The following is a 24,430-nucleotide window of genomic DNA, read 5'->3' on the forward strand; positions in this document are numbered from 1 at the left end:
GCGCCCGACCCGTCGGAGGCGGGCAGGGGTCCACCCCGGCCGGCCTTCCCGCCGCCCGCGGCGGGTCACCCCACCGCGGGCTCGAAGCGCACCTCGGGCTCGAAGTTGGCCCGCCGGGCGGCCCGGCGGAAGACGGTCAGTACGGCAGGGCCGACGACCAGGACCGCCGTGAAGGTGGTGACGGCCCGGCCGGTGTCCCAGCCGAGCGAGGTGGCCAGGTCGAACAGCAGGTAGCGGTGCCACTGCTCGGTGAACGGCAGGCCGGGCAGGTAGGCGATGGAGCTGTTCGGATCCAGCGAGAACGGCCAGAAGGACAGGTTGAGCAGGAAGCCGAACAGATAGCCGGAGACCGAGCCGTACACCGCGAGCAGGGCGATCTCCCACCTGCCCCGGGCCCTGGGCAGCATCCCGGCGAGCATGCCGACGAACGCGCAGCCGAACATCTGGTACGGCATCCAGGGCCCGACGCCGCCGGTCAGCAGCGCGGAGGCGAACAGCGAGGTGCAGCCCAGGGTGAAGCCGAAGCCGGGGCCGAACACCCGCCCGGCCAGGACGAGCAGGAAGAACACCGTCTCGATGCCCGCCGTGCCCGCACCCAGCGGCCGTAGGCCCGCGTTGACGGCGGAGAGCACACCGAGCATGGCCAGCGCCTTGGCGTCGATGCCGCCCGCCGAGATCTCGGCCACCACGACGGCGATCACCAGCACCAGCAGCGCGCCGAAGATCAGCGGCGGGGCGTACGAGGAGCCGAATGTGCCGGGCGCGACGACGAACGGCCAGCAGAAGGCGACCAGGCCGATGAAGGCGGCCAGCGCGACGGCGATCCGGGCCCGGCCCGGAATCCGCACCGCTACCACGGAGTTCACCGCTCCACCTCCGCCCGGTCCAAAGCTGCCGAGACTTGATGGATCGTCAGATACGGCAGCGGCGCGAGGACCTTGGCGGCCTGCGGAGCGAAGGTCGGTGAGGCGGTGACGACTTCGGCCGTCGGGCCGTCCGCCACCACCTCGCCCTCGGCCATCACCACCACCCGGTCGGCTGCGGAGGCGACGAACTCCACGTCATGGGTGGAGATCACCACGCTGCGGCCCTCGGCGGCGAGCTCGTCGACGATCCGCACCAGCGCTTCCTTGGCCGCGTAGTCCAGGCCCCGGGTCGGTTCGTCCAGGAGCACCACCGTCGGCGCGGCGGCGAGTTGGACGGCGAGCACCAGGGCGAGCTTCTGGCCCTCGGAGAGGTCCCGGGGGTGGCTGCGGTCCGGGATGCCGGGGGCGAGCCGGTCCAGGATCTCCCGGGCGGTCGCTCCGTCGGTGGCGGACTCCCGGTCGGCCTGGGCGAGTTCGTCCCGGACGGTCTCCAGGTAGAGCAGGTCGGTCGGGGTCTGCGGGACGAGGCCGACCAGCCGGCGAGCCTCGGCGGCGGACAGCCGCTTCGGGTCGGCGCCGCGCTTGGAGCCGGCGCGCTTGGAGCCGGCGCCCACGGCCCCGGCGACCTGGACGCTGCCGCCCTGCCGGGGGCCGGAGCCCTGGAGCGCCCAGAGCAGCGAGGACTTGCCGGAGCCGTTGCGGCCCATCAGCGCGGTGACCTCGCCCGCCCGCAGCTCCAGGTCGACCTCCCGGACAGCCGCCACCTGCCCGTACCGGACCACCACCCCGCGGGCCTCCAGCACCCGTTCCCCCACCGCGGCTGCCCGACGCGGCGGGGGAACGGGCAGTCCGCTGAGCCGCTCCCGCAGCGGCGCGGCGGCCCGGCGGGCGTCGCGGACCGACAGCGGCAGCGGGCTCCACCCGGCCAGCCGGCCGAGGTGGACGACGGGCGGGGCGACCGAGGTGTCCGCGAACAGCTCGGCGGGCGGGCCGTGCACGACGGTGCCGTCCCCGGGCAGGTGGACGACCCGGTCGGCGTACTGGACGACGCGCTCCAGCCGGTGCTCGGCCAGCAGGACGGTGACGCCGAGGTCGTGCACCAGGCGGGTGATCGAGGCGAGCACCTCCTCGGCGGCGGTCGGGTCCAGCGCCGAGGTGGGCTCGTCCAGCACCAGGACGCGCGGGTGCGCGGTGAGCACCGAGCCGATGGCGACCCGCTGCTGCTGGCCGCCGGACAGCTCGTGCAGGGCGCGGTGGCGCAGCTCGGCCAGGCCCAGCAGGTCGAGCGTCTCCTCGACGCGCTTGCGCATGGTCTCCGGTGGGATCGCCAACTGCTCCATGGCGTAGGCGAGTTCCTCCTCCACCGTGTCGGTGGTGAAGCCCGCCACCGGGTCCTGGCCCACCACGCCCACCACGTCGGCGAGTTCGCGCGGCGGGTGGTCGGCGGTGTCCCGGCCGTCCACGGTGACCCGGCCACGCAGGGTGCCGCCGGTGAAGTGCGGGACCAGCCCGTTGACGGCGCCGAGCAGGGTGGACTTGCCCACGCCGGTGCGGCCGACCACCAGGCACAGCTCGCCCTCGGGGACGACGAGGTCGACATCGCGCAGCACGGGTTCGGCGGCGCCCTGGTAGCGGACGCCGACGTGGTCGAAACGGATCACTGCGGTACCTCGACCTCGGTGCGGTGCCGTGCCGGAACGGGCTTGGCGGGGGCGGCGGTTGGCGCCGACGGGACGGGCTGGTCGGGCGGCGGGGCGATCAGCCCGGCGGCGCCGGCCAGCAGCACCGCGACGGCGGGGACCAACGGCAGCGCGGGCCAACTCAGCGGGTGCAGCGAGGGGGTGAGGTCCGTCGGGTCGTAGCCGACGGTGCCGAACAGCGTCACCGCGGCCAGGATGCCGCTGGCCGTCACGCCCCACTCGGCGGCCCGGAAGCGGTCCGGCCGGTAGGTGGTGCGGCGCACCCGGCGCCCGCCGAGCGCCAGGCCCGCGCAGCACAGCACCGAACCGGCCAGCAGCGCCGGGATGCCCAGGAAGGCGGGCGCGGTGCCGTCCAGCAGCCCGTACGCCCCGGCGCAGAGCCCGGCCATGCCGAGCAGCATCAGCGCCCCGGTGACCCGCCGGGAGCCGCGCGCGGCGCTGCCCGAACGGCCGTAGCCGCGCGAGTCCATCGCGGCGGCCAGCTTCAGCGAGCGCTCCAACGCGTCCTCCAGGACGGGCACCACGATGCCGCGCAGAGCCTTCACCCCCTTGCCGCCGCCCGCCCTCAACCTGCGCGCCCGGGAGACTCGTTGGACGCTCTGGACGAGCTGCGGCGCCACGCTCACCGAGACCGTGACGGCGACGCCCAGCTCGTACAGCGCGCCCGGCAGCACCCGCAGCGCCCGCTTGGGGTTGGCCAGGGTGTTGGCCGCGCCGATGCAGCAGATCAGGCAGGCCAGCCGCAGCCCGTCGAAGGCGGAGGAGAGCACCGCCTCCAGCGAGACCGGGCCGCCGATCTCGATGCCCGCGTACCAGGCCGGCGTCGGGATGTGCGGCAGGGTGAACACGATGTGGTCGCTCGCCGTGACACCGGTCGCGAAGACGCAGCGGAACAGCACCCGGATCGCGATCACCACCAGGGCCAGCCACAGGTAGTAGCCGAAGCCGCGCGCCCAGGGCGCGTCGGTGCGGCGGGCGGTGACCACGTAGCCGAGCACCGCCAGCACCAGCAGGAGGAGCAGCGGGTTGGTGGTGCGGCTGGCAGCGGTGGCGAGTGCCAGCGCCCAGGCCCACCAGGCCACCGGGTGCAGGGTGCGCGGTACCCGGCGGCCGGCCAGGGCTGCGGTCGTCATCGTCACAGCCTGCGCCGGCGGCGGCGCCGGGCGGCGGCCACGGAGGCTCCGCCGAGCAGGACGGCGACCAGGACGGTGGCGGCCAGCGGCAGCACCGAGCCGGTGTCGGACGGCGCGTCGGCGGCGGGTGCCGCGTCCACCACGATGGTGGTCGGGGACGGTGCTGCCGCCGCCGGGTCGGCGGCGGTGGTGGGGGTGTCGGTGGGCTCCGGGGTGGCGGCCGGGGCCGGGGCGTCGCTCGGGGCGGGCGTCTCCTCGGGGGCCGCGGTGGGCGGGGCCACCGGGTCCGAGTCCTGCTCGGGCGCTGCGCCCGCGGCGGGCGGCTGGGCCCCGGCGACGGGCGGGGGCGCGGCCACGGGGCCGCGGCCGGAGCCGGACCCGCCGCCGTTCGCGGGGCCGCCCGCACCGCCCGCACCGCCCGAACTCGCGGAGCCGCCGGAGCCGTTGGTGCTGCCGCCGCCGCTGCCGTGACTGCCGCCGCCCGATCCGGCGCCCGAGCCCGAGCCCGAGCCCGAGCCCGTACCGCCGGAGCTTCCGGTACTGCCCGCGCCGCCCTGGCCCTGGCCGCCCGGGGTGGTGTTGCGGGCCCGCAGCGAGTCCGGTGAGACGGTGGGACGGCCCTCGGTGCCCTCGATGTTGGTGCCGCCGAAGATCCACAGGTCCACGCTGCCGGGCTTCGGGTGGTACGACATCGCGCCGAGCTGGCTGTAGCTCCAGTCGTTCTCCCCGGGGTCGGCGTGCCAGTACGACCAGTAGGCGCTGGCCGGTGGGGTGAGCACGCACTTCTCCTGCTCGGGCGGCGGGAACTGCTTGCCGCCCTGGTAGCCGCTGTACCCGATCCGGCAGATGAAGGCCGGGCCGTCGTGGCCGGTGCCGGTGGTCCGCCAGCCGCCCTGGTTGAGCAGTTCGTAGCCGGTGGTCGGGGTGGTGCCGCAGGAGCGCAGCATCGGGCCGCCCCACTTGCCGAGGTCCACGGCCAGGACGACGCCCGAGGTGGTGGTGCACTGGTCGATCGGCTGCGGGCCGGCGGCGGCCGGGGTGGCCGTGCCGAGCAGCGCCAGGACGCCAGCCGCGGCGCCCAGCCCGGTCGCCCGACGGCCATGGCTCAGGCGGCCCTTCACACGATGGAGCCTCACTGGTGCCTCCCCGGGTTGGTGCGGGCGCGGCGGATGCCGACGGCGGCGCCGCCGGTCAGCAGCAGGGCCAGCGCCAGCAGGGCGAGGGTGCTCGCCTCGGTGCCGGTCCGGGCCAGGTCGGAGCCGGTCGGGCCGGACGGGCCCGCGTGACCGGCGTTGCCCGAGTTACCGACTTTGCCGTCGTTGCCGTCGTTGATCACCGGCGCGGCACCGTCATCGCTGCCGGCGGGCGGGAGGGTCGCGGGGTGGCTGCCCTCGATGCCGGTCGGACTCGGGCTCGGCTTCGGCGAGCCGCTCGGGGAGGGCGAGCCGCCCGGCTCGGGCGTCCCCGCCTCCACCGGTCGGCTCAGCGTGCCGAAGGAGGTCCCGACCACGCCACCCAGCACCTGGGTGGAGGCCCGCACGTCCGAGCCCGGCTGCCCGCCCGCCGCGACGTTGAACCCGCCGTCCGGGTTCTGCTGCCCGGTCAGGAAGTCCCGGGCCCGCGCGATCGCCGTGCCGTACTTCCCGGCCCGCAGCGAGAGCGCCTGGACGGCCAGCGCCGCCGAGTTGGTGGAGTCGCCGGCCGCGCCGGGGAAGCCGCCGTCGGCGAGCTGCTTGCCCGCGATCCAGGTGACCGCGCGGTCCACCGCCTGCTTGGCGTTCGGGTCGTCTGTGAGCAGGTCGAGCGCCATCGCGGCGATCGCGGTGCTGTCCACGTCGGAGTCCCCGGTGGCCGGGATCAGGCTCGGCCAGGAGCCGTCGGGGTGCTGGAGGCCGCTCAGGTAGCGCACCGCCTCGGCGGCGTGGGCGGCGTCCCCGGCCCGCAGCTGGGCCATGATGCCGAGGGACTGGGAGAACACCGAGGTGGCGTACCGGTAGTTGCCCCGGTCGGCGCAGGCGGTGTCGGGAGCCCGGCCGCGCTCGGTGCAGACCATCGCGGCCAGGGCGGCGATCAGGTCCTGCCCGGCGAAGGCGCGCGGGTTGCGGCCGGTCACCTCGGCGAACAGCGCCGCCTTGCCGATCGAGCCGCCGCCGGCGAACTCGGTGCCCGCGCCCGTCCATTCGTTGACGCCGCGGCCGCCGCCGTCCTTGCCGCCGCGGTCGAAGAAGTCGGCGAGGCGGCGCAGCGCGGCGTCGTCCGTGCCGGTGGCGGCGAGCGCGAAGCCGGCGTCGATGGTGAGGCCGAAGTCGCCGAAGCCGGTGCCCGGGACGGACTCGTAGTAGTGGCCGTCCAGCAGTCGGGCCGGATCGGTGAGGTAGGCGCCGCCCTTGGCGAGGTCGGGCATCCGGCCGCCGGGCTGCGGGGTGGTGATGTCGTGGGTCAGCTCGGCGAGGTCGGTGCCGGCCAGGGCCAGGACGGCCTGTTCGGTGACGTAGCCGGCGGACTGGGTGGCCGTCGGGTCGGTGCCGAAGCCGCCGTCGGGCAGCTGCCGGGCGGCGAGCCAGCCGATGGCGGCCGTCCGGGCCTGGGCCCGGCCCGCCTGGCGCAGGGCCTGGGCGGCGAGGGCCGTGGTGTAGCTGTCGCCCGCGCCGGACGTGGGGTCCACCGGCAGCGCGCCGTCGGGCAGTTGGCGGCTCAGGATCCAGGCGTCGGAGCGCCCGGTCCGGTCGGCGGCGGTGCCGGTCCGGCGCAAGGCGAGGGAGGCCATGGCGCTGGTGCCCGGGTCGGCGTCGCAGGGCTCGCGGGGGCCGACGTAGACGGGGGAGAAGCCGCCGTCGGCGCACTGGGCGGAGAGCAGCCGGTCGACGGCGCTCTGCGGGACGGCGACGCCCGCGCGGGCGAGGGCGAGCAGGCCGAGGGTCTGGTTGACGGGCCAGGAGGCGCCCTCGAAGTCCCCGGCGGCGGCGCAGGCGCCGCCCCGGCCGGGGGCCTCACAGAGGTGGGAGGAGAGCGCGGCGATCAGGTCGTGGCCGCCGAAGTCGCTCGGGTTGCCGCCGGTGACCTCGGCGACCAGGGCGAGCAGCGCGGCGCCCCGGACGTCGGGGGCCGCGTCGGCGCCTGCGGGGAAGGCGAACTCCCCGGTGTGGGCGGCGAGGTAGGCGACGAGCTTGCGCAGGGTGTCGTCGTGCCCGCCGGCCGCCGCGAGCGCGAGGGCGGTGTTGGCGGTCGCGGCGTGGTCGAGGGTGCCCCAGTCGGGGTCGACCACGTGGTCGCCGTCGGTCAGCCGGCCGATCAGCCAGCGGGCGGCGGCGGGCAGGTCGCCCTGCGGCGGCTTCGGGGTGCCGGTGGGGGTCGTGGTCGGGGTGCCGGTCGGGGTCGGCGTGGCGCCGCCGCTCGGCGAGGGCGAGGCGCCGCCGGTGGCGCGGACCGACGCCGGGCTGAAGGTCGGCGCCCCGCTGGTGCCGCCGATGTCGGTGCCGCCGTACACCCAGGCCTCGACCTCGCCGGGCCCGGGCTTCTGGGACATCGCGCCGAGCGTGGCGTACTTCCAGGTGTCCTGTCCGGCCGGGGCGATCCAGTACGACCAGTACCCGGTGGCCTGCGGGGTGTTGACGCAGGCCTCCTTGTCGGGGGTCGGGTACTGGGTGCCGCCGTTGAACTCGGTGTTGCCGAGCCGGCAGATGAAGCCGGGGCCGTCATGGGCGGTGCCGGTGGTGGCGAACCCGGCGTTGTGCAGCAGGTTCATCCCGGTGGTGGGGTGGGCGTCGCACCCGCGCAGCACTCCGCCGCCGAAGGGGCCGAAGTCGACCGCGACGACGGCGCCGGAGGTGGCGGTGCACTGCTCCATCGGGTCCGCGTGCGCGGTCGCGGGCAGTGCCGCCAGGGCCAGGCTGCCCGCGGTCAGGGCGGTGGCCGCCGCCGGGGCGGCGGTGCCTCGCCGCCACCCGGTGGGACGGTGTCTGTGGACCGGCACGGAAACGACTCCCTGTGACTCCGGCGCCGGTCGCGGACACGCGGGTGCAGCAGGGCGCTCCCCGGAGCGGGGGCGTTCCGTACCGCGTCGCAGTCCTCGACGACGCTCGTGCGTATTCCGCGGTGCAGGCATTCCGGCTCGTCCGTCGCCACGAGCCGGAGGGGCTCGCCACGACGGGCACACGGTTGCGGGACAGCGCCGGAGTCGAACCGGCTTCCCCTGACAGCCACGGAGGAAAAACGCTTCATCAGACCACGCGCCCACCCGCAGGGTCAACGGTTCGTCATATCGCCTACGTCACGGCCGGTAGGGGCCGGAATGCGGTAACGTCCCGGCTCGGCCGAGCGGGGGAACCCGGTGCGAATCCGGGGCTGACGCGCAGCGGTGTACGGGGTGGTTCGTCCACCCCGCGAGCCCGAATGCCCGGCGGCCACACAGCTCTGCGGAAGTACGTCCACGCGATCCGGGCGTCGGCCGCCCCCGCGCCGGCGCACCTCCGTCGACGCACGGGCACGGTCGGAGCCCCCTACCCCAGGAGCCCTTCCCGTGACCACCGCCTCCCGTCTCACCGCTCGCCGCGGCCTCGCCGCCGCCGCCGTCCTGGCCGCCGCCGGCTGCGCGCTCGCCACCGCGATACCGGCCCAGGCCACCGCCACCCCCGCCCAGATCGCCACCTCCCGCGCCAACGGCGTCGCCTACCTGCGCACCCTCCAGGGCGCGGACGGCGGCTACGCGGGCAGCGGCCTGTCCAACGAGTGGGCGTTCAGCGCCTTCGCGGCCGCCGGTACCGCCGCCGCCGACATCACCCCGGGCGGCGACACCACCAAGAACGCCCGCCTGGTGTACCGCAACCAGCTCGCCGCGCCGACCTGGCCGAGCGCCAACCCGGTGGTCACCGACTACGAGCGCGGCATCCTCAACTCCTATGCGGCGGGCATCGATCCGGCCCGGGTCGGCCCCGGCCGCAACCTGGTCGCCGACGCGGTGTCCTACTGGCAGACCGCCGAGCCCGGCTACTACGGCTCGTCCGCCAACTTCAACGGCACCGTCTTCGCCCTGCTCGCCCTCGGCGGCGCCCGTACCCAGGCCGGCGCCCAGCGGGTGCCGCAGCCATTGCTGGACCTCTCGGTCGCCGCGGTGCGCGCCAACCAGCACACCGACGGCGGCTGGAACTACAGCAAGGCCGCGGGCGACCCGACCGCGCTCGGCCAGCCCGGCGACATCGACATGACCGGCGCCGCGATGGCCTCGCTCTGCGCGGCCGGGGTGCCCAACACCGACCCGGCCGTGGTCGCGGCCAAGACCTTCCTGAAGAACAACTTCAACCCGCTGAACGGCGCCTTCAAGGCGATGTACGGGATCAACACCGACTCCAACGGCTGGGCGGTGTCCGGGCTCAACGCCTGCGGCATCAACCCGCAGGGCCCGGACTTCAACCCGTCGGCCTCCAGCAAGACCCCGGTGGACTTCCTGATCGCCCAGCAGTTCAACCCCGGCGGCGGCTTCCGCTACCAGCCCACCGACACCTCCCCCAGTGCCTACGCCTCGGTGGACGGGCTGCGCGCCGTCGCCGGCGGCGGCTTCACGGCCGCGCCGCCCACCCCGGTCACCGCGGGCGAGCCGCGCTGGGCCGCCACCACTGCCTTCACCCCGGGTACGGCCGCCCGGCTCGCCTTGGTCGTCGACGACGGCACCGGCAAGCCGCGTGCCTGCGCGGTGACCATCACCCCGACCGGCACCACCGCCACCCTCGGCGACGTGCTCGACGCGGCCGCCGGCGCGACGCCGTCCGGCTGCGTCGGCGCCGTCACCCCGGCGAGCGGCAGCGGTGCCGTCACCTCGCTCAACGGCGTTGCCAACGCGGGCACTTCGAGCTGGAAGCTGTCGGTCGACGGCGGCGCCGCGACGGCCGCGGCCCGCTCGGCCGCGATCAACCTCGGCGACACGGTCTCGCTGCGCTACGGCAGCTGACCCCGCCCGCCGACGAACGGCCCCCGGACACTCGTCCGGGGGCCGTTCGTCATGCGTCCAGGACGAGTTGGAGAAGCTCGCGCAGTGACTCGCGCTGGTCGGCGCTCAGCCGGGCCAGCGGATCGCCGGTGAACGGCATCCGGGCCCGCAGGTCGGCGACGACCTCGCGCCCGGCGGCGGTGGCGGCGACGTGCTTCACGCGGCGGTCGCCCGGGTCGACGCTGCGCTCGACCAGGCCCCGGGACTCCAGCCGGTCGACGATCACCGTCACATTGGACGGCTCCGCGTGCAGCTTCTCGGCGATCCGGCGGGTCGGGACCGGCGCTTCGGCGGCCAGCAGCGCCTTGGCCTGCGACGCGGTGAGGTCGTGGACCGCGGCGGCCGCCTCGGACTCCCGGCCGTAGCGGCGGTTGATCGCCGCGAAGAGTCCGACGATCTCCTGGGTGAGGTCATCCGATGGGTGGGGCATGGCCACCAGGGTATCGAGGTGCTTGACAGGCTGAAATATCAGGCCACATAGTTATGGACCATATTGGTTATGGTCCATAAACATATGGAGTCCAGCACGATGAGCGACAAGACCGTCCTGATCACCGGCACCTCCTCCGGCATCGGCCTGGCCACCGCCGTCGCCGCCGCGCGCGGCGGCTGGCAGGTGATCGCCACCATGCGCAACACCGCGAAGGCCGGCCCACTGCTGGCCGCCGCCGAGCAGGCCGGGGTCAGCGTCGACGTCCGGGCCCTGGACGTGACCGACCCGGCCTCGATCGAGGCCTGCCTGGCCGGCGTCGACCGGCTGGACGCGCTGGTCAACAACGCCGGGGCGGGCCACGTCGGCACCCTGGAGCAGGAGGGCGTGGAGGACGTCCGCGCCGTGATGGAGGTCAACTTCTTCGGGGTGCTGAACGTCACCAAGGCCGCCCTGCCCCTGCTGCGGGCGAGCAAGGGCCGCCTGCTGACCGTGACCAGCGTCGGCGGCGTGGTCGGCCAGCCGTTCAACGAGGCGTACTGCGCCGCCAAGTTCGCGGTCGAAGGCTTCATGGAGTCCCTCGCGCCGGTCGCGGCCACCACCGGCGTGTCCGTCAGTGTCGTCGAACCGGGCGCGGTGGCCAGCGAGTTCGTCGGCAACGTGGGCCTCGCGGACGACGCGGTCGAGCAGGCCGGCCCGTACGCCCCGGCGCTGACCGCCTACCTGGACCGCACCCGCGCCGCCTTCAGCAACGCCCAGGCGGCCGACGAGGTGGCCGCCCGGATCCTCGGCCTGCTCACCGCCGAGCGCCCCGCCTTCCGGCTGCTCACCTCCGACGCCGCCCGGGGCTTCGCCGGGATCAAGCTCAAGGACCTCGACGGATCGGCCGTGCAGGGCCTGACGGCCGGCTGGGTCAACCCGTGACCACCCGGGCCGCGACGCCGGTCCGGGCCTCGCACACGTCCGGGACCCGACAGCCGGGCACCGTCACCGGGTGCGCCACCGGCGGCCCCTCGGCCCGGCGCTCACGGTCCGACTCGGCGCCCTCGCGCACGGCCCGGTAGACGGCCCGGGCCAGCCGGGCGCCCCAGAGCGACCGCGGGCCGCCGAACGGGTCGGCCGGGGCGCCCGGGTCGTCCGGGGAGGCGGTGCGGACGGCCACGCAGACGGCGTCGGAGGGGGTGCCGGAGCAGTCGTAGCCGGCGTCCAGCAGCGCCTGGACCTTGGCCTCGGTCGCGGTCGCCAGCAGGTTGACCAGCCCGGCGTCCGCGACCGCGGCCGGCACCACGGCCAGGATGTTGATCGTCCCGGGCCGGTACCCGGCCGGCTCCGCGGCCGGGTCGGCCGCCCAGAGCGCGACGCCGATCCCGGCGGTGACCAGCGCGGTGACACCGCCGTCCTCGGCCCAGGTGCAGTCGTCCACCTCGGCCGCCGTCATCAGCCCCACCCCCGGGCCCACCAGCCCCTGCCCGGCGGCCAGTTCGGCCAGGTGCTCGGCCGGGTCCATCCGCGCGTAGCCGGGCCGCACCTGGGCGTTGAGCACCCAGCAGCGCTCACCGAGCCCGCCGCCGAGCACCCCGCTGCTCACCATCCGCCAGCCGGGCCCGGCCCGCCACACCAGCAGGTGGCGGCAGGCGCCGTCCTCGGCCCGCGCGGCCCGCACGACCCGTACAGCGCTCTCCTTCACGACCACTCCCCCTCCACCGGGTACGGCACCCTGGTCCGCCGGTCCGGATCCACCGCCAACCGCTCCCCCGCCGGCGGCCGGGCCCGCTGGACGCAGTCCGTCCGCGCGCACGTCCGGCAGCCCAGGCCGATCGGGGTGGCCGCCCGCGGGTCGTCCAGCGCGACGCCCTCGGCGTACACCAGCCGGTGCGCGTGGCGCAGCTCGCAGCCCAGCGCCACGGCGAACTCGGCGCGTGCCGCCCGGTGCCCGCGGCCGCCGTGCGAGACCGTCCGGGCGATCCAGAAGTACCGTTTGCCGTCCGGCATTTCGGCGACCTGGGTGAGGATCCGCCCGGGCGCGGAGAACGCCTCGTAGACGGTCCACAGCGGACAGGTGCCGCCGAGCCGGGAGAAGTGGAAGCCGGTCGCGGACTGCCGCTTGGAGATGTTCCCGGCCCGGTCCGCCCGCAGGAAGGAGAACGGCACCCCGCGCCGGCCGGTGCGCTGGAGGGTGCTCAGCCGGTGGCAGACCGTCTCGAAGCCGACGCCGAACCGGGCGCCCAACAGGTCCAGGTCGTACCGCAGTTCCTCGGCGGCGGCGTGCACCGCGGAGTACGGCATCAGCACCGCCCCGGCGAAGTAGTCGGCGAGGCCGATCCGGGCCAGCGCGGCGGCCTGCGGCGAGCCGAGGCCGGCCGCGGCCACCAGCTCGTCGAGCAGCTCGCGCTGCTCCGACAGGGCGAGCTGGGTGGCGAGTTGGAAGGCCCGCTGGCCTTCGGTGAGCCACGGCGACAGCCGCAGCAGCCCGGTGGCCGGGTCGTAGCGGCGCAGGTCCGCGCCCGGACGGTGGTCCACCTCGGCGATCCGGACGCCGTGCCGGCGGGCGAGCCGCTCGGCCAGCGCGGGGGCCGAGCCGGCGCCGTACGGGGTGCCGAGCGAGCCGGCCAGCGCCTCGGCGGCGTCGTCCAGCGGCGCGATGTGGTTGTGCCGGGCGTAGAAGAAGTCCCGTACCTCGTCGTGGGGTTCGGGCGCGGGCAGGGCGGCGCGCTCGCCCGGCGCGGCGAGGCCGGCGACCCGCTCGACCGCCTCCCGGTAGCGCCGGTGCAGGGCGACCAGCGCCCGGGCCACCTCCGGGTGGTCCCGGCTGACCTCGGCGATCTCCTCCGGCGGCACCGGCCCGGGGCAGGCCTCGTCGGCGAGCGCCGTGCGCAGGTCGGTGGCCAGCCGCTCCTCGTCGGCCTCGGAGAAGAACTCCGGGTCGACGCCGAAGACCTCGGCGATCCGCAGCAGCACCGGGGCGGTGAGCGGGCGCTGGCTGTGCTCGATCTGGTTCAGGTAGCTGGTGGAGATGCCGAGCTCGTGGGCGAGTTGGACCTGGTTCAGGCCGTGCTCGCGGCGCAGCCGGCGCAGCTTGGCGTGGGCGTAGACCTTCCGTCCGGCCGGGCGGGCCATGGTGCGCTCGGGTTCCTTCCGCTCGCCTGCGAGGCGCCGACCGGTCCGGGCAGCGGTTGCGAAGGTATCACCACGGGCGGTTCGCAGGATTCGCAGATTCACAGCGTTCGGATGGACGGATTCCGCAGTGTGGCTCGCTCGCCCGGGGCCCCGCGGTGGGGAAGGCTCGACGGCGAAGCCCCCGTTCTCCCGACCGTGAGGAGTCCCGTGATCGACCACCGGGTACGCGTCCACCCCAGCACCGACCGGCTGCCCCGGGAGGAGCAGCTCGCCTGGAAGCTCGCCGCCGTCGCCACCGAAACCGCCGCCGTCACCGGCACCGAGGAGCTCGACCCCGACGCCGTGACGATGGCCGCCAACCGGGTGATCGACAACGCCTCGGTCGCCGTCGCCTCGCTGCTGCGCCGCCCGGTGGCGGTCGCCCGCGCCCAGGCCACCGCCCACCCGGCGGCCGCCCCCGGCGCCTCGGTGTTCGGCAGCGGCGTCCGGGTCTCCCCCGAGTGGGCGGCCTGGGCCAACGGCACCGCCGTGCGCGAACTGGACTTCCACGACACCTTCCTGGCCGCCGACTACTCCCACCCCGGCGACAACATCCCCCCGCTGCTGGCCGTCGCCCAGCACACCGGCCGCACCGGGGCCGACCTGCTGCGCGGCATCGTCGCCGCCTACGAAGTCCATGTCGCGCTCGTCCGGGGCATCTGCCTGCACGCCCACCGGATCGACCACGTCGCCCACCTGAGCGCGGCCACCGCCTGCGGTCTCGGCGCCCTGCTGCGGCTGCCCACCGAGACGGTGTACCAGGCCGTCCAGCAGGCCGTGCACACCACCACCGCCACCCGGCAGTCCCGCAAGGGCGACATCTCCAGCTGGAAGGCCTTCGCCCCGGCCTTCGCCGGCAAGGCCGCGATCGAGGCGGTGGACCGGGCGATGCGCGGCGAGAACGCGCCGTCCCCGGTCTACGAGGGCGAGGACGGCTTCCTCGCCTGGCTGCTGGACGGCCCGGAGGCCGACTACACCGTGCCGCTGCCCGGCCCCGGCGAGCCCCGGCGGGCGATCCTGGACACCTACACCAAGGAGCACTCCGCCGAGTACCAGGCCCAGGCGATCATCGACCTGGCCCGGCGGCTGCGGGAGAAGACCGGCCCGCTGGAGCGGGTGCGCTCGGTGGTCCTGCACACCAGCCACCACACCCACCACGTCATCGGCTCCGGCGCCAACGACCCTCAGAAGTACGACCCGACCGCCAGCCGGGAGACCCTCGACCACTCGATCCCGTACATCCTCGCGGTCGCCCTGGAGGACGGCGGCTGGCACCACGAACGCTCCTACGCCCCCGAACGGGCCGCCCGCCCGCGGACCGTCGGGCTGTGGCGCAAGGTCACCACCGTGGAGGACCCGGAGTGGACCCGCCGCTACCACGACCCCGACCCGGAGCGACGGGCCTTCGGCGGCCGCGTGGTGATCACCCTGGACGACGGTTCGGTGGTCGAGGACGAGCTGGCCGTCGCCGACGCCCACCCGGCCGGCGCCCGCCCCTTCGACCGGCCCGCGTACGTACGGAAGTTCCGCACCCTGGCCGAGGGCGCCGTCTCCCCCACCGCGCAGGACGCCTTCCTCGAAGCCGCCGCCGGCCTCGCCGAACTGGACGCCGCCGGCCTCCACCGGCTCTTCCCCGCCGTCGACACCGAGGCCGTCCGCCGCTTCGACGCGGCCCTGCCGAAGGGCCTGTTCTGATGCTGCACACCCGCACCACCCCCGCCCAGCGCCGCCGCGCCCTGCGCGAACGCCTCGCCACCGGGCGGCTGTTGACGATGCCCGGGGCGATCAACCCGCTCTCCGCCCGACTCATCCAGGACCTCGGCTTCGAGGCCGCCTACCTCTCCGGCGCCGTCCTCGCCGCCGACCTCGGCCTGCCCGACATCGGCCTGACCACCTCCACCGAGGTCGCCGCCCGCGCCCAGCAGACCACCCGGGTCACCGACCTCCCGGTGCTGATCGACGCCGACACCGGCTTCGGCGAGCCGATGAACGCCGCCCGCACCGTCCAGCTGATGGAGGACGCGGGCCTGGCCGGGCTGCACCTGGAGGACCAGGTCAACCCCAAGCGCTGCGGCCACCTCGACGGCAAGACCCTCACCCCGCGCGAGGAGATGACCCGCCGGCTGCGCGCCGCCGTCGACGCCCGCCGCGACCCCGACTTCCTGCTGATGGCCCGCACCGACGCCCGCGGCGTCGAGGGCCTGCGCGCCGCCATCGACCGGGCCAAGGCCTACGTGGACGCCGGCGCCGACGCGATCTTCCCCGAAGCCCTCGCCGACGAGGCCGAGTTCGAGGCCTTCCGCAAGGCCGTCGACGTCCCGCTGCTGGCCAACATGACGGAGTTCGGCAAGACCCCGCTGCTCGACGCCCGCACGCTCTCGAACCTCGGCTACGACATCGCGCTCTACCCGGTCACCCTGCTGCGCCTGGCCATGGGCGCGGTGGAGGACGGGCTGCGCACCATCGCCGCCGAAGGCACCCAGGAACCGCTGCTGGAGCGCATGCAGCCGCGCTCCCGGCTGTACGAACTCCTCGGCTACGAGCGGTACTCGGCCTTCGACGCGGCCGTCTTCGACTTCACCCTCCCGCCCGGCACCTGACGCACCGGAGGCACCACCATGCCCAGCACCATGACCGAGATCCACCGCGGCCTCGCGGGTGTCGTCGTCGACACCACCGGGATCTCCACCGTCCTCCAGGAGTCCAACTCCCTCACCTACCGCGGCTATCCGGTCCAGGACCTGGCCGCCCACCGCTCCTTCGAGGAGGTCGCGTACCTGCTCTGGCACGGCGAACTCCCCGACCGGGCGCAGCTGTTGGAGTTCGAAGCCCGCGAGCGCGCCCTGCGCCCGCTCGACCGCACCGCCGCCGAGCTGCTCGCCAAGCTGCCCGAGACCTGCCACCCGATGGACGTGCTGCGCACCGCCGTCAGCTTCTTCGGCGCCGAGGACCCGGCCGAGGACGACGGCCGCCCGGCCCCCAACCTCACCAAGTCGCTCACCCTGCTGGCGAAGCTGCCCACCGTCGTGGCCGCCGACCAGCGCCGCCGCCGGGGCCTGGACCCGATCCCGCCGAGCCCTGACCTCGGCTACGCCGAGAACTTCTTCCGGATGTGCTTCGGCTCCGTCCCGGCGCCCGAGGTGGTCCGCTGCCTGGAGATCTCCCTGGTGCTCTACGCGGAGCACAGCTTCAACGCCTCCACCTTCACCGCCCGGGTGGTCACCTCCACCCTCTCCGACCTCTACAGCGCCGTCACCGCGGCGATCGGCGCCCTCAAGGGCCCGCTGCACGGCGGCGCCAACGAGGCGGTGATGCACATGCTGACGGAGATCGGGGAGCCCGCCCGCGCCGCCGACTGGCTGGACGAGGCCCTCGCCGCCAAGCGGAAGATCATGGGCTTCGGCCACCGCGTCTACAAGCACGGGGACTCCCGGGTGCCGATCATGCAGGCCGCCCTCGACGACCTGGTCGCCCGCACCACGGACCCGGAGGCCGCCCGGCTGGCCGCCCTGCACACCGCGCTGCGCGAGGCCGTGCTGGAGCGCAAGGGCATCCACCCCAACCTCGACTACCCGGCCGGCCTGGCCTACCACCTGATGGGTTTCGACACCCCCGTCTTCACCCCGATCTTCGTGCTGAGCCGGATCACCGGCTGGACCGCCCACATCACCGAGCAGCTCACCCACAACGCCCTGATCCGCCCGCTCGCCTCCTACCACGGCCCGGGCCGGCGGGCGGTGCCGGCCTCCGTGTGACGAACCACCCCGGGGCGGGTGCGGCACCACTGCCGCACCCGCCCCGATGCACGTCAACCGGCCCCGTCAGTCGGCCAGTTCGGCGCGCAGCAGCCGGGCTGCGCCGACCAGTCCCTCCAGCGAGGCCCGGGTCTCCGGCCAGCCGCGGGTCTTCAGCCCGCAGTCCGGGTTGACCCACAGGCGCTCCGCCGGGATCGCGGCCAGGCCCGCGCGCAGCAGCGAGACCACCTCCTCGGTGCTCGGGACGCGCGGGGAGTGGATGTCCCAGACGCCGGGGCCGACCTCCCGCGGGTAGCCCGCCTCGGCCAGTTCACCGGCCACCTCCATGTGCGAGCGGGTGGCCTCCAGGGAGATGACGTCCGCGTCCAGCTCGTCGATCGCCGTCATGATGGCGCCGAACTCGGCGTAGCACATGTGGGTGTGGATCTGGGTGTCCGCCCGGACGCCCGAAGTGGCCAGCCGGAACGCCTCGGTGGCCCACGCCAGGTACGCCGGGCGGGCGGCGGCGCGCAGCGGGAGGGTCTCGCGCAGCGCCGGCTCGTCGACCTGGACGACGGCAGCGCCCGCCGCTTCCAGGTCGGTGACCTCGTCGCGCAGGGCGAGGGCGACCTGCCGGGCGGTGTCGGCCAGCGGCTGGTCGTCGCGGACGAAGGACCAGGCGAGCATGGTGACCGGGCCGGTCAGCATGCCCTTGACCGGGCGCACGGTCAGGCCCTGGGCGTAGCCGAACCACTCGGTGGTCATCGGGTGCGGGCGGGAGATGTCGCCGGCCAGCACCGGCGGGCGCACGTACCGGGTGCCGTAGGACTGCACCCAGCCGTGCCGGGTGGCCAGGTAGCCGGTGAGCTGCTCGGCGAAGTACTGGACCATGTCGTTGCGCTCGGGCTCGCCGTGCACCAGGACGTCCAGCCCGGCCTTCTCCTGGTAGCCGATGACCTCGCGGACCTCGGCCTCCATCCGCTCCCGGTAGGCCGCCGCGTCGATCCTCCCGGCGGTCAGGTCGGCGCGGGCGGTGCGCAGTTCGGTGGTCTGCGGGAAGGAGCCGATGGTGGTGGTGGGCAGCAGCGGCAGGCCGAGCCGGGCCCGCTGGGCCTCCGTCCGCTGCGGGTAGGCCTGGGCGCGGCGGGTGTCCTCGGCGGTGACGGCGGCGGCGCGGGCACGCACCGCCGGGTCCCGGGTGATCGGCGAGGCCGCACGCGAGGCGAGGTCGGCGCGATTGGCGGCCAGTTCGGCGGTGACCGCGCCGATACCCTCGCGCAGGCCCCGGGCGAGCAGCACGGCCTCCCGCGCCTTCTGCTTGGCGAAGGCCAGCCAGCGCGCGATCTGCGGGTCGATGTCGCGTTCGGCGGCGGCGTCGATCGGCACGTGCAGCAGCGAGCAGGACGGCGCCACGTCGACCGTGTCCGCGAGGCCCAGCAGGGTGGCCAGGGTGGCGAGGGACTTCTCCAGGTCGTTGATCCAGATGTTGCGTCCGTCGATCACCCCCGCCACCAGGCGCTTGCCGGGCAGCCCGCCCACCGCGGCGAGGTCCGCCAGGTTCGCGGCGGCCGGGCCGGTGAAGTCCAGTGCCAGACCGTCGACCGGGGTCTTCGCCAGCACCGCCAGCGCCTCCCCGAGCCGGTCGAAGTAGCTCGCCACCAGCAGCTTGGGCCGCTCGGTGAGGGCGCCCAGCTCGCGGTAGGCGCGGGCGGCGGCGTTCAACTCGGCGGGGGTGCGGTCCTGCACCAGCGCGGGCTCGTCCAGCTGCACCCACTCGGCGCCGGCGTCCTTCAGCTCCGCGAGCAGTTCGGCGTAGACCGGCAGCAGCCGGTCCAGCAGGGTGATCGGCTGGAAGTCGGCGGCCACCCCGGGCGCCGGCTTGGCCAGCAGCAGGTAGGTCACCGGCCCGACCAACACCGGCCGGGCCCGGTGGCCGAGCGACAGCGCCTCCCGCAGCTCGCCCACCGCCTTGGACGGATCGGCGGCGAACACCGTGTCCGGCCCCAACTCCGGCACCAGGTAGTGGTAGTTGGTGTCGAACCACTTGGTCATCTCCAGCGGCGGCACCTGCTGGGTGCCGCGCGCCATCGCGAAGTACCCGTCCAGCTCGTCGGCGGCCACCGCCGCCCGGTGGCGCGGCGGGATCGCCCCGACCGCCACGCTCGTGTCGAGCACGTGGTCGTAGAGCGAGAAGTCACCGGTCGGGACTTCCTCGATCCCGGCCCCGGCGAGCTGCTGCCAGTTCGCCCGGCGCAGGTCGGCCGCGGTGGCCAGCAGATCCTCCGCCGTGACGGCGCCCTTCCAGTACCCCTCGATCGCCTTCTTCAACTCACGGTTGCGGCCCTGGCGGGGGTAACCGTGCACGGTGGCCGCGGCTGCGGACTTCGTGGTCAAGGGACTCTCCTTCGCGAGCCTGATTCCTCACATGACCGGTGACGGCCCGAGGACGCGAAGGGTTGACGGACCGGGCGGTCGCCCGCGCCCGTGCGCGGCCCCGCCTGGTGTGGTCGCCGACCCGCCCACGAGGTCACCGGATGGCCGCACGCGAACGGTCGCGTACGGGCAGTGGCAGGTCTTCGGACTCGCGGGCACGGCCGCCCTGGTTCCAGGGCGGACACCTACTGGCCGTCGCTTCCCAGACCCGTCCCGGGTCCAGTGCGTATGACGGCGGTCGTTCCCGCTCACCGCTGCGGGGCAGTCCCGGATTCCCACCGGGTTCCCTCTTGCGACGCGCCTGCCTGGCGGGCAGGGCGAACCAGCTGCCCCGCCAGCTTAGAGGCAAAACGACGGCGTGGAAGCGGAAATCTCGGAAGGCGTCTGCATGGTGAGACGGCTGGGCCGTGAGGGGCTGCCCGGCCCATCCGCCGCGGGACTGCCCCGGCCCGTCCGCCGAAGGGCTGTTCGGCCCGGCCGCGCGGGGTTATTCCGCCCGGCCGCGCGCCGCCGCGGCCCGACGGGCCCGGCGCTCCTGTGCCGCCCGGCCGCGCCGCTGGTCCTCGGCGCTCTCCAGGACCAGCTCAGGGACCTGGTGCGGCCGGCCCTCCGCGTCGACCGCCACGAAGACGAGTTGTGCCGTCGCCACCGTGGTGACGGGCCCGGTGAGGTTCCACCGCTCCGAGGTCACCATCACGGCCACGTCCATCGAGGTCCGTCCGACGTGCTCCACCCGGGCCGCGACGGTGAGCAGGTCCCCCGCCCGGACGGGCGCGAGGAAGGACATCTCCTCGACCGAGACGGTGACGGCGGGAACGCCGGCGTGCCGCCCGGCGGCGGCGGCCGCCGCGTCGTCGATCAGCTTCATCATCACGCCGCCGTGCACCGACCCGTAGAGGTTGGTGTCGTGGTCGCTCATGATGTGGGCCAGGGTCACCGCCGACTCGGCCGGAGTGCGGGAGACGATGGAGGGAGTGGTCACAGCGACGGCCCGCCCGTCATCGCCTCGTGGAGATCGTGGTCGGCGTTCCGCTGCACGGAACCCTCCTTCGTGAGCTTGCCCACCCCGGGCACGCGAAGGAGCGGGCGGCCGTCCGGACCCGGATCCGCCCGCACCGCCGGCCCGCCCTCGGGGTGGTGGTGGGCCGCGCGCCACCACGGCACGCGGGCAGCGGCAGGTCTTCGGACACAGGGCGGCGGTCGTTCCCGCACACCGCTGCGGGGCCGCCCCGGTTTCCCACCGGGTTCCCTCGTGACGACGCCCCGCCCGGCGGGCGGGGCGAACCAGCTGCCCCGCCAGCTTACGTCCATCCGCGCAGCTCACAGGCACCGGCCGCCTTCCCGGGCGGCCCTGGGCCCGGCACACCGGGCGGACGGCAGAATGTCCCCCATGCGGCACATCTTCGTCATCGGCATCGGCGCGGGCGATCCCGACCACCTCACCCTGCAAGCGGTCAAGGCCCTCGGCCGTACCGACGTCTTCTTCATCCTCGACAAGAGCGAGGAACGGCAGGACCTGATCAGGCTGCGGCGACGGATGCTGGCCGAGCACGGACGCCCCGGGCACCGGGTGGTCGAGGTGCCCGACGCGGAGCGGGACCGCGCCACCCCCGCGTACGCGGCCGCCGTGGACGACTGGCGCGTCCGCCGCGCCGATCTGGTCGAGCGGCTGTTCGCCGAGCACCTGGCCCCCGGCGAGAGCGGCGCGTTCCTGGTCTGGGGCGATCCGGCCCTGTACGACAGCGTCATCGCCGTGGTGGCGGACGTGTCCGGCCGTGGCCGCGTGCCGTTCGAGTACGAGGTACTCCCGGGCATCAGCAGCGTCTCGGCGCTCGCCGCCCGGCACCGCACCACGCTGACCAGGGTCGGCCGCCCGGTACAGATCACCACCGGTCGCCGCCTGGCCGAGGGCTTCCCCGAAGGGGTGGACGACGTGGTGGTGATGCTCGACGGCCGGGCCGCCTTCACCGAGGTCGACCCCGAGGGCCTGGAGATCCACTACGGCGCCTACCTCGGCACCCCGGACGAGGTGCTGGTCTCCGGACCGCTCGCCGAGACCGCCCCGCGGATCCGCGAGCTGCGCGATCAGGCCCGCGAGCGCAAGGGCTGGATCATGGACACCTACCTGCTCCGGCGCACGGACGGCTGACGGAAGGCGGTGCGCCGCCCCGGGAGAGCGGGGCGGCGCGGCCCGTCAGCGGTTGGTGAACTCCGGGGGGCGCTTCTCGGCGAAGGCCGCCATGCCCTCCTTCTGGTCCGCCGTGGCGAAGGTGGCGTGGAAGAGCCGGCGCTCGAAGCGGACGCCCTCGGCGAGGGTGGTCTCGAAGGCGCGGTTGACGCTCTCCTTCATCATGACCGCGGCCGGGGTGGACATCGCCGCGACCGTCTCGGCCAACGCCAGGGCCTCGCCGAGCAGTTGGTCCGCCGGGACGATCCGGGAGACCAGCCCGGCCCGCTCGGCCTCCTCGGCGCCCATCATCCGCCCGGTCAGGCACAGTTCCATGGCCTTCGCCTTGCCGATGGCCCGGGTCAGCCGCTGCGAGCCGCCGATGCCGGGAATGACACCGAGCTTGATCTCCGGCTGCCCGAACTTGGCGGTGTCCGCCGCCAACAGGACGTCGCACAGCATCGCCAACTCGCAGCCGCCGCCCAGCGCGTAGCCCGCCACCGCCGCGACGACGGGCTTGCGCAGCGCGCCGAAGCGGTCCCAGGCGGCGAACCAGTCGCCGAGGTAGGCGTCGACGAAGTCGAGCGACTGCATCTCCTTGATGTCGGCACCGGCCGCGAAGGCCTTCTCCGAACCGGTGACCACCAGACAGCCGATCTCCGGATCCCGGTCGAACTCCACTGCCGCGGCCACGACTTCGGTCATCAGCCGGGTGTTCAGCGCGTTGAGGGCCTTCGGCCGGTCGAGGGTGATCAGCCCCACCCGGCCCTTGCGCTCGACCAGGATCGTCTCGTAGCCGGTCACTTGCCGTCCCCCCTCAGGGTGGTGATGATGGCGGAGAAGTCCAGCTCGCCGGCCTCGCCCTGGGCGAAGGCCGCGTACGACTCGGCTGCCCGACGGCCGAATTCGGCCGGCACACCGGAGGCGGTGGCCGCGTCGGCGGCCAGCCCGAGGTCCTTGGCCATCAGGACGGCGGCGAACCCGGCCGCGTACTCCCAGTTGGCCGGGCTGGCCGGGACGGGCCCGGGGACGGGGCAGTTGGTGGTGAGCGCCCAGCACTGGCCGGAGGCGGTGGCGGCGACGTCGAAGAGCGCCTGGTGGCTGAGCCCCAGGCTCTCCCCGAGGGCGAAGGCCTCGCTGACCGCGATCATCGAGACGCCGAGGATCATGTTGTTGCAGAGTTTCGCGGCCTGCCCGGCACCGGCCGGGCCGCAGTGCACCACCTTGCGCCCCATGGCCGCCAACACCGGCTCCACCTCGGCGAATTCGGCGTCGGAGCCACCCACCATGAAGGTCAGGCTCGCCGCCTCGGCCCCGGGCACCCCGCCGGAGACCGGCGCGTCCACCGCCCGGTGCCCGACGGTGTGGGCCAGGTCAGCGGCGACCCGGGCGTCCCCGACCGCGATGGTGGAGCAGTCCACGAACAGCGCTCCGCTCGGCGCTGCCTCCGTCAACTCCCAGTAACACTCCATGACATGGCGTCCGGCCGGGAGCATGGTGATGACCACCTCGGCCTCCACGGCGGCCTCCGCGGCCGATCCGGCCACGGCCACACCGTGCCGGGCGGCCCGCTGCCGGGCGTCCGGCGACAGGTCGTAGCCGGTCACCCGGTGCCCGGCCTTGGCCAGGTTGGCGGCCATCGGGCCGCCCATGTTGCCCAGTCCGACGAATCCGATCGTGTGAGTCACCAGCGCTCCAGAGGTGTGGTGGTGGCGAGCCCGAGTTCGCGCTCGCCGAGCGGGGCGAAGTAGCGGGCCACCGCGGCGGGTTCGACGGCGCCGAGCGCCGCCGGCTGCCACCTTGGCGACCGGTCCTTGTCGATCACCTGGGCCCGGATGCCCTCGGCGAGGTCGGGGGTGGCGAGCGCCGCACAGGAGGTGCGGTACTCCTGGTCCAGCACCGCCTCCAGCGGGCCGAGGGCCCGGGCCCGGCGCAGCGCGGCCAGCGTGGCCTTGACGGCGGTCGGGGAGTTGGCGGCGATCCGGTCCGCGGCCTTCTTCGCCTCGGGTTCCCCGCTCTCCCGGAGGCGGTCGAGGATCTCCTCCACGGTGCCGGCCGCGTAGCAGTCGTCGATCCAGCCGCGCTGCGCGTCCAGCACTCCGGCCGGGGCGGCCTCGACGTGCTGCCGGAGGGTGTCGTGCACGGACAGTTCGGCCAGGTCGTCCAGCAGGGCCGGGAGCCGCCGGGCGGGGACGTAGTGGTCGGCGAGCCCGCACAGCAGCGCGTCCGCGGCGCCGACCGAGCCCGCGGTGAGGGCGAGGTGGGTGCCCAGCTCCCCGGGGGCGAGGGCGAGCAGGTAGGTGCCGCCGACGTCCGGGACGAAGCCGATGCCGGCCTCCGGAAGGGCGACCCGGGTGGTCTCGGTGACGATCCGGACGCTGCCGTGGGCGGATACACCGACCCCGCCGCCCATCACGATGCCGCTCATGACCGCGACGTAGGGCTTGGGGTAGCGGGCGATCCGGGCGTTGAGGCGGTACTCGTCCCGCCAGAACTCCTCGACCGCGCCCGGGTCTCCGCCGGTGGCGGCGCGGTGGATGGCCACGATGTCGCCGCCCGCGCAGAAGGCCCGCTCGCCGGCCCCGGTGATGACGACGGTCTCGACCCGGTCGTCCCGCTCCCAGTCGTCCAGGGCGTCGGTGATCCGCCGCACCATGGCGTGGGTGAGGGCGTTCAGGGCCGCGGGCCGGTTGAGGACGAGCAGGCCGACCCGGCCCTCGCGCTGGACGATGACCTCGTCGGGGCCGGCGTCGACCATCGGGCCGCCGTCGGCGATGGGGTCGCGGACGGCCGCGGTTTCGCGGTCGGCGATGGGGTCGCGGCCGGTC

At 74.8% G+C, this 24,430-nt stretch carries 19 protein-coding genes and 4 riboswitches; of the genes, 6 read left to right on the top strand and 13 right to left on the bottom strand.

Annotated elements, in window-relative coordinates:
* Window positions 1–65: 65 nt before the first annotated feature.
* Genes QWJ13_RS00250 through QWJ13_RS00270 form a run of 5 tightly spaced genes read right to left on the bottom strand, consistent with a single transcriptional unit; the run spans window position 66 to window position 7,672 of the window.
* Window positions 66–866, bottom strand: a complete 801-nt coding sequence (locus QWJ13_RS00250; RefSeq protein ID WP_316519719.1) for an ECF transporter S component — start codon at window positions 864–866, stop codon at window positions 66–68.
* A complete protein-coding gene (locus tag QWJ13_RS00255; RefSeq protein WP_316519721.1) occupies window positions 863–2,527 on the bottom strand; it encodes an ABC transporter ATP-binding protein in 1,665 nt (554 codons plus the stop codon). Before QWJ13_RS00255 ends, QWJ13_RS00250 begins: the two co-directional genes overlap by 4 nt.
* Complete coding sequence (locus QWJ13_RS00260; RefSeq protein ID WP_316519722.1) at window positions 2,524–3,699, bottom strand: energy-coupling factor transporter transmembrane component T; 1,176 nt, start codon at window positions 3,697–3,699, stop codon at window positions 2,524–2,526. The genes QWJ13_RS00255 and QWJ13_RS00260 overlap by 4 nt, the downstream gene beginning before the upstream one ends.
* 2 nt (window positions 3,700–3,701) lie before the next feature.
* Window positions 3,702–4,781: a hypothetical protein gene (locus QWJ13_RS00265; RefSeq protein WP_316521564.1), complete on the bottom strand. Its 1,080-nt coding sequence runs from the start codon at window positions 4,779–4,781 to the stop codon at window positions 3,702–3,704.
* Between the two features lie 50 nt (window positions 4,782–4,831).
* A complete protein-coding gene (locus QWJ13_RS00270; RefSeq protein WP_316519724.1) occupies window positions 4,832–7,672 on the bottom strand; it encodes a prenyltransferase/squalene oxidase repeat-containing protein in 2,841 nt (946 codons plus the stop codon).
* Window positions 7,673–7,778: 106 nt separating this feature from the next.
* A riboswitch (cobalamin riboswitch) is annotated at window positions 7,779–7,916 on the bottom strand.
* Between the two features lie 103 nt (window positions 7,917–8,019).
* A riboswitch (cobalamin riboswitch) is annotated at window positions 8,020–8,097 on the top strand.
* Between the two features lie 121 nt (window positions 8,098–8,218).
* On the opposite strand from QWJ13_RS00270, the gene QWJ13_RS00275 reads away from it, so the two are divergent.
* On the top strand, window positions 8,219–9,643 hold the full coding sequence (locus QWJ13_RS00275) for a prenyltransferase/squalene oxidase repeat-containing protein (RefSeq protein ID WP_432277397.1): 1,425 nt from the start codon (window positions 8,219–8,221) through the stop codon (window positions 9,641–9,643).
* A gap of 49 nt (window positions 9,644–9,692) precedes the next feature.
* Here the strand turns inward: QWJ13_RS00275 and QWJ13_RS00280 are convergent, their stop codons facing one another.
* Window positions 9,693–10,112: a MarR family winged helix-turn-helix transcriptional regulator gene (locus QWJ13_RS00280; RefSeq protein ID WP_316519726.1), complete on the bottom strand. Its 420-nt coding sequence runs from the start codon at window positions 10,110–10,112 to the stop codon at window positions 9,693–9,695.
* 99 nt (window positions 10,113–10,211) lie between these two features.
* Here QWJ13_RS00280 and QWJ13_RS00285 point away from each other — a divergent pair, with 99 nt between their 5' ends.
* Entirely contained in the window at window positions 10,212–11,036 is an 825-nt protein-coding gene (locus QWJ13_RS00285) for an SDR family oxidoreductase (protein WP_316519727.1), read from the top strand.
* Here QWJ13_RS00285 and QWJ13_RS00290 read toward each other — a convergent pair.
* A complete protein-coding gene (locus tag QWJ13_RS00290; protein WP_316519728.1) occupies window positions 11,026–11,805 on the bottom strand; it encodes an adenosylcobinamide amidohydrolase in 780 nt (259 codons plus the stop codon). The genes QWJ13_RS00285 and QWJ13_RS00290 overlap by 11 nt on opposite strands.
* Window positions 11,796–13,229 carry a short-chain fatty acyl-CoA regulator family protein gene (locus QWJ13_RS00295; protein WP_316519729.1) on the bottom strand — a complete coding sequence of 478 codons (1,434 nt, stop codon included), beginning with the start codon at window positions 13,227–13,229 and terminating at the stop codon, window positions 11,796–11,798. The genes QWJ13_RS00290 and QWJ13_RS00295 overlap by 10 nt, the downstream gene beginning before the upstream one ends.
* A gap of 207 nt (window positions 13,230–13,436) precedes the next feature.
* On the opposite strand from QWJ13_RS00295, the gene QWJ13_RS00300 reads away from it, so the two are divergent.
* Genes QWJ13_RS00300 through QWJ13_RS00310 form a run of 3 tightly spaced genes read left to right on the top strand, consistent with a single transcriptional unit; the run spans window position 13,437 to window position 17,023 of the window.
* Window positions 13,437–14,963, top strand: coding sequence for an MmgE/PrpD family protein (locus tag QWJ13_RS00300; RefSeq protein WP_316519730.1), 1,527 nt, complete (start codon window positions 13,437–13,439; stop codon window positions 14,961–14,963).
* Window positions 14,963–15,868, top strand: coding sequence for a methylisocitrate lyase (gene prpB / locus QWJ13_RS00305; protein ID WP_316519731.1), 906 nt, complete (start codon window positions 14,963–14,965; stop codon window positions 15,866–15,868). Before QWJ13_RS00300 ends, prpB begins: the two co-directional genes overlap by 1 nt.
* An 18-nt stretch (window positions 15,869–15,886) precedes the next feature.
* Window positions 15,887–17,023 (top strand): bifunctional 2-methylcitrate synthase/citrate synthase, encoded by a 1,137-nt coding sequence (locus QWJ13_RS00310; protein WP_316519732.1) that lies wholly within the window; start codon window positions 15,887–15,889, stop codon window positions 17,021–17,023.
* Window positions 17,024–17,089: 66 nt separating this feature from the next.
* On the opposite strand, the gene metE is transcribed toward QWJ13_RS00310, so the two are convergent.
* Both metE and QWJ13_RS00320 read right to left on the bottom strand, forming a co-directional pair.
* The gene (gene metE / locus QWJ13_RS00315; RefSeq protein ID WP_316519733.1) at window positions 17,090–19,396 is read right to left on the bottom strand and encodes a 5-methyltetrahydropteroyltriglutamate--homocysteine S-methyltransferase; all 2,307 of its coding nucleotides are present in this window, start codon (window positions 19,394–19,396) and stop codon (window positions 17,090–17,092) included.
* Between the two features lie 156 nt (window positions 19,397–19,552).
* Window positions 19,553–19,778: riboswitch (cobalamin riboswitch) on the bottom strand.
* Between the two features lie 144 nt (window positions 19,779–19,922).
* Window positions 19,923–20,417: an acyl-CoA thioesterase gene (locus QWJ13_RS00320; RefSeq protein ID WP_432277398.1), complete on the bottom strand. Its 495-nt coding sequence runs from the start codon at window positions 20,415–20,417 to the stop codon at window positions 19,923–19,925.
* A gap of 194 nt (window positions 20,418–20,611) precedes the next feature.
* A riboswitch (cobalamin riboswitch) is annotated at window positions 20,612–20,686 on the bottom strand.
* A 139-nt stretch (window positions 20,687–20,825) separates the two neighbouring features.
* On the opposite strand from QWJ13_RS00320, the gene cobF reads away from it, so the two are divergent.
* Window positions 20,826–21,584 carry a precorrin-6A synthase (deacetylating) gene (cobF, locus tag QWJ13_RS00325; RefSeq protein WP_316519734.1) on the top strand — a complete coding sequence of 253 codons (759 nt, stop codon included), beginning with the start codon at window positions 20,826–20,828 and terminating at the stop codon, window positions 21,582–21,584.
* A gap of 45 nt (window positions 21,585–21,629) precedes the next feature.
* On the opposite strand, the gene QWJ13_RS00330 is transcribed toward cobF, so the two are convergent.
* From QWJ13_RS00330 to QWJ13_RS00340, 3 genes are read right to left on the bottom strand one after another with little or no spacing between them, the layout of a single operon-like run.
* Window positions 21,630–22,406 (bottom strand): enoyl-CoA hydratase, encoded by a 777-nt coding sequence (locus tag QWJ13_RS00330; RefSeq protein WP_316519735.1) that lies wholly within the window; start codon window positions 22,404–22,406, stop codon window positions 21,630–21,632.
* Window positions 22,403–23,290, bottom strand: coding sequence for a 3-hydroxyisobutyrate dehydrogenase (gene mmsB / locus QWJ13_RS00335; RefSeq protein ID WP_316519737.1), 888 nt, complete (start codon window positions 23,288–23,290; stop codon window positions 22,403–22,405). The genes QWJ13_RS00330 and mmsB overlap by 4 nt, the downstream gene beginning before the upstream one ends.
* Window positions 23,287–24,360, bottom strand: coding sequence for an enoyl-CoA hydratase/isomerase family protein (locus QWJ13_RS00340; protein WP_316521570.1), 1,074 nt, complete (start codon window positions 24,358–24,360; stop codon window positions 23,287–23,289). The genes mmsB and QWJ13_RS00340 overlap by 4 nt, the downstream gene beginning before the upstream one ends.
* Window positions 24,361–24,430 lie beyond the last annotated feature (70 nt).

The sequence above is a fragment of the Kitasatospora brasiliensis genome (genome assembly GCF_032654805.1).
Lineage (GTDB): Bacteria > Actinomycetota > Actinomycetes > Streptomycetales > Streptomycetaceae > Kitasatospora > Kitasatospora brasiliensis.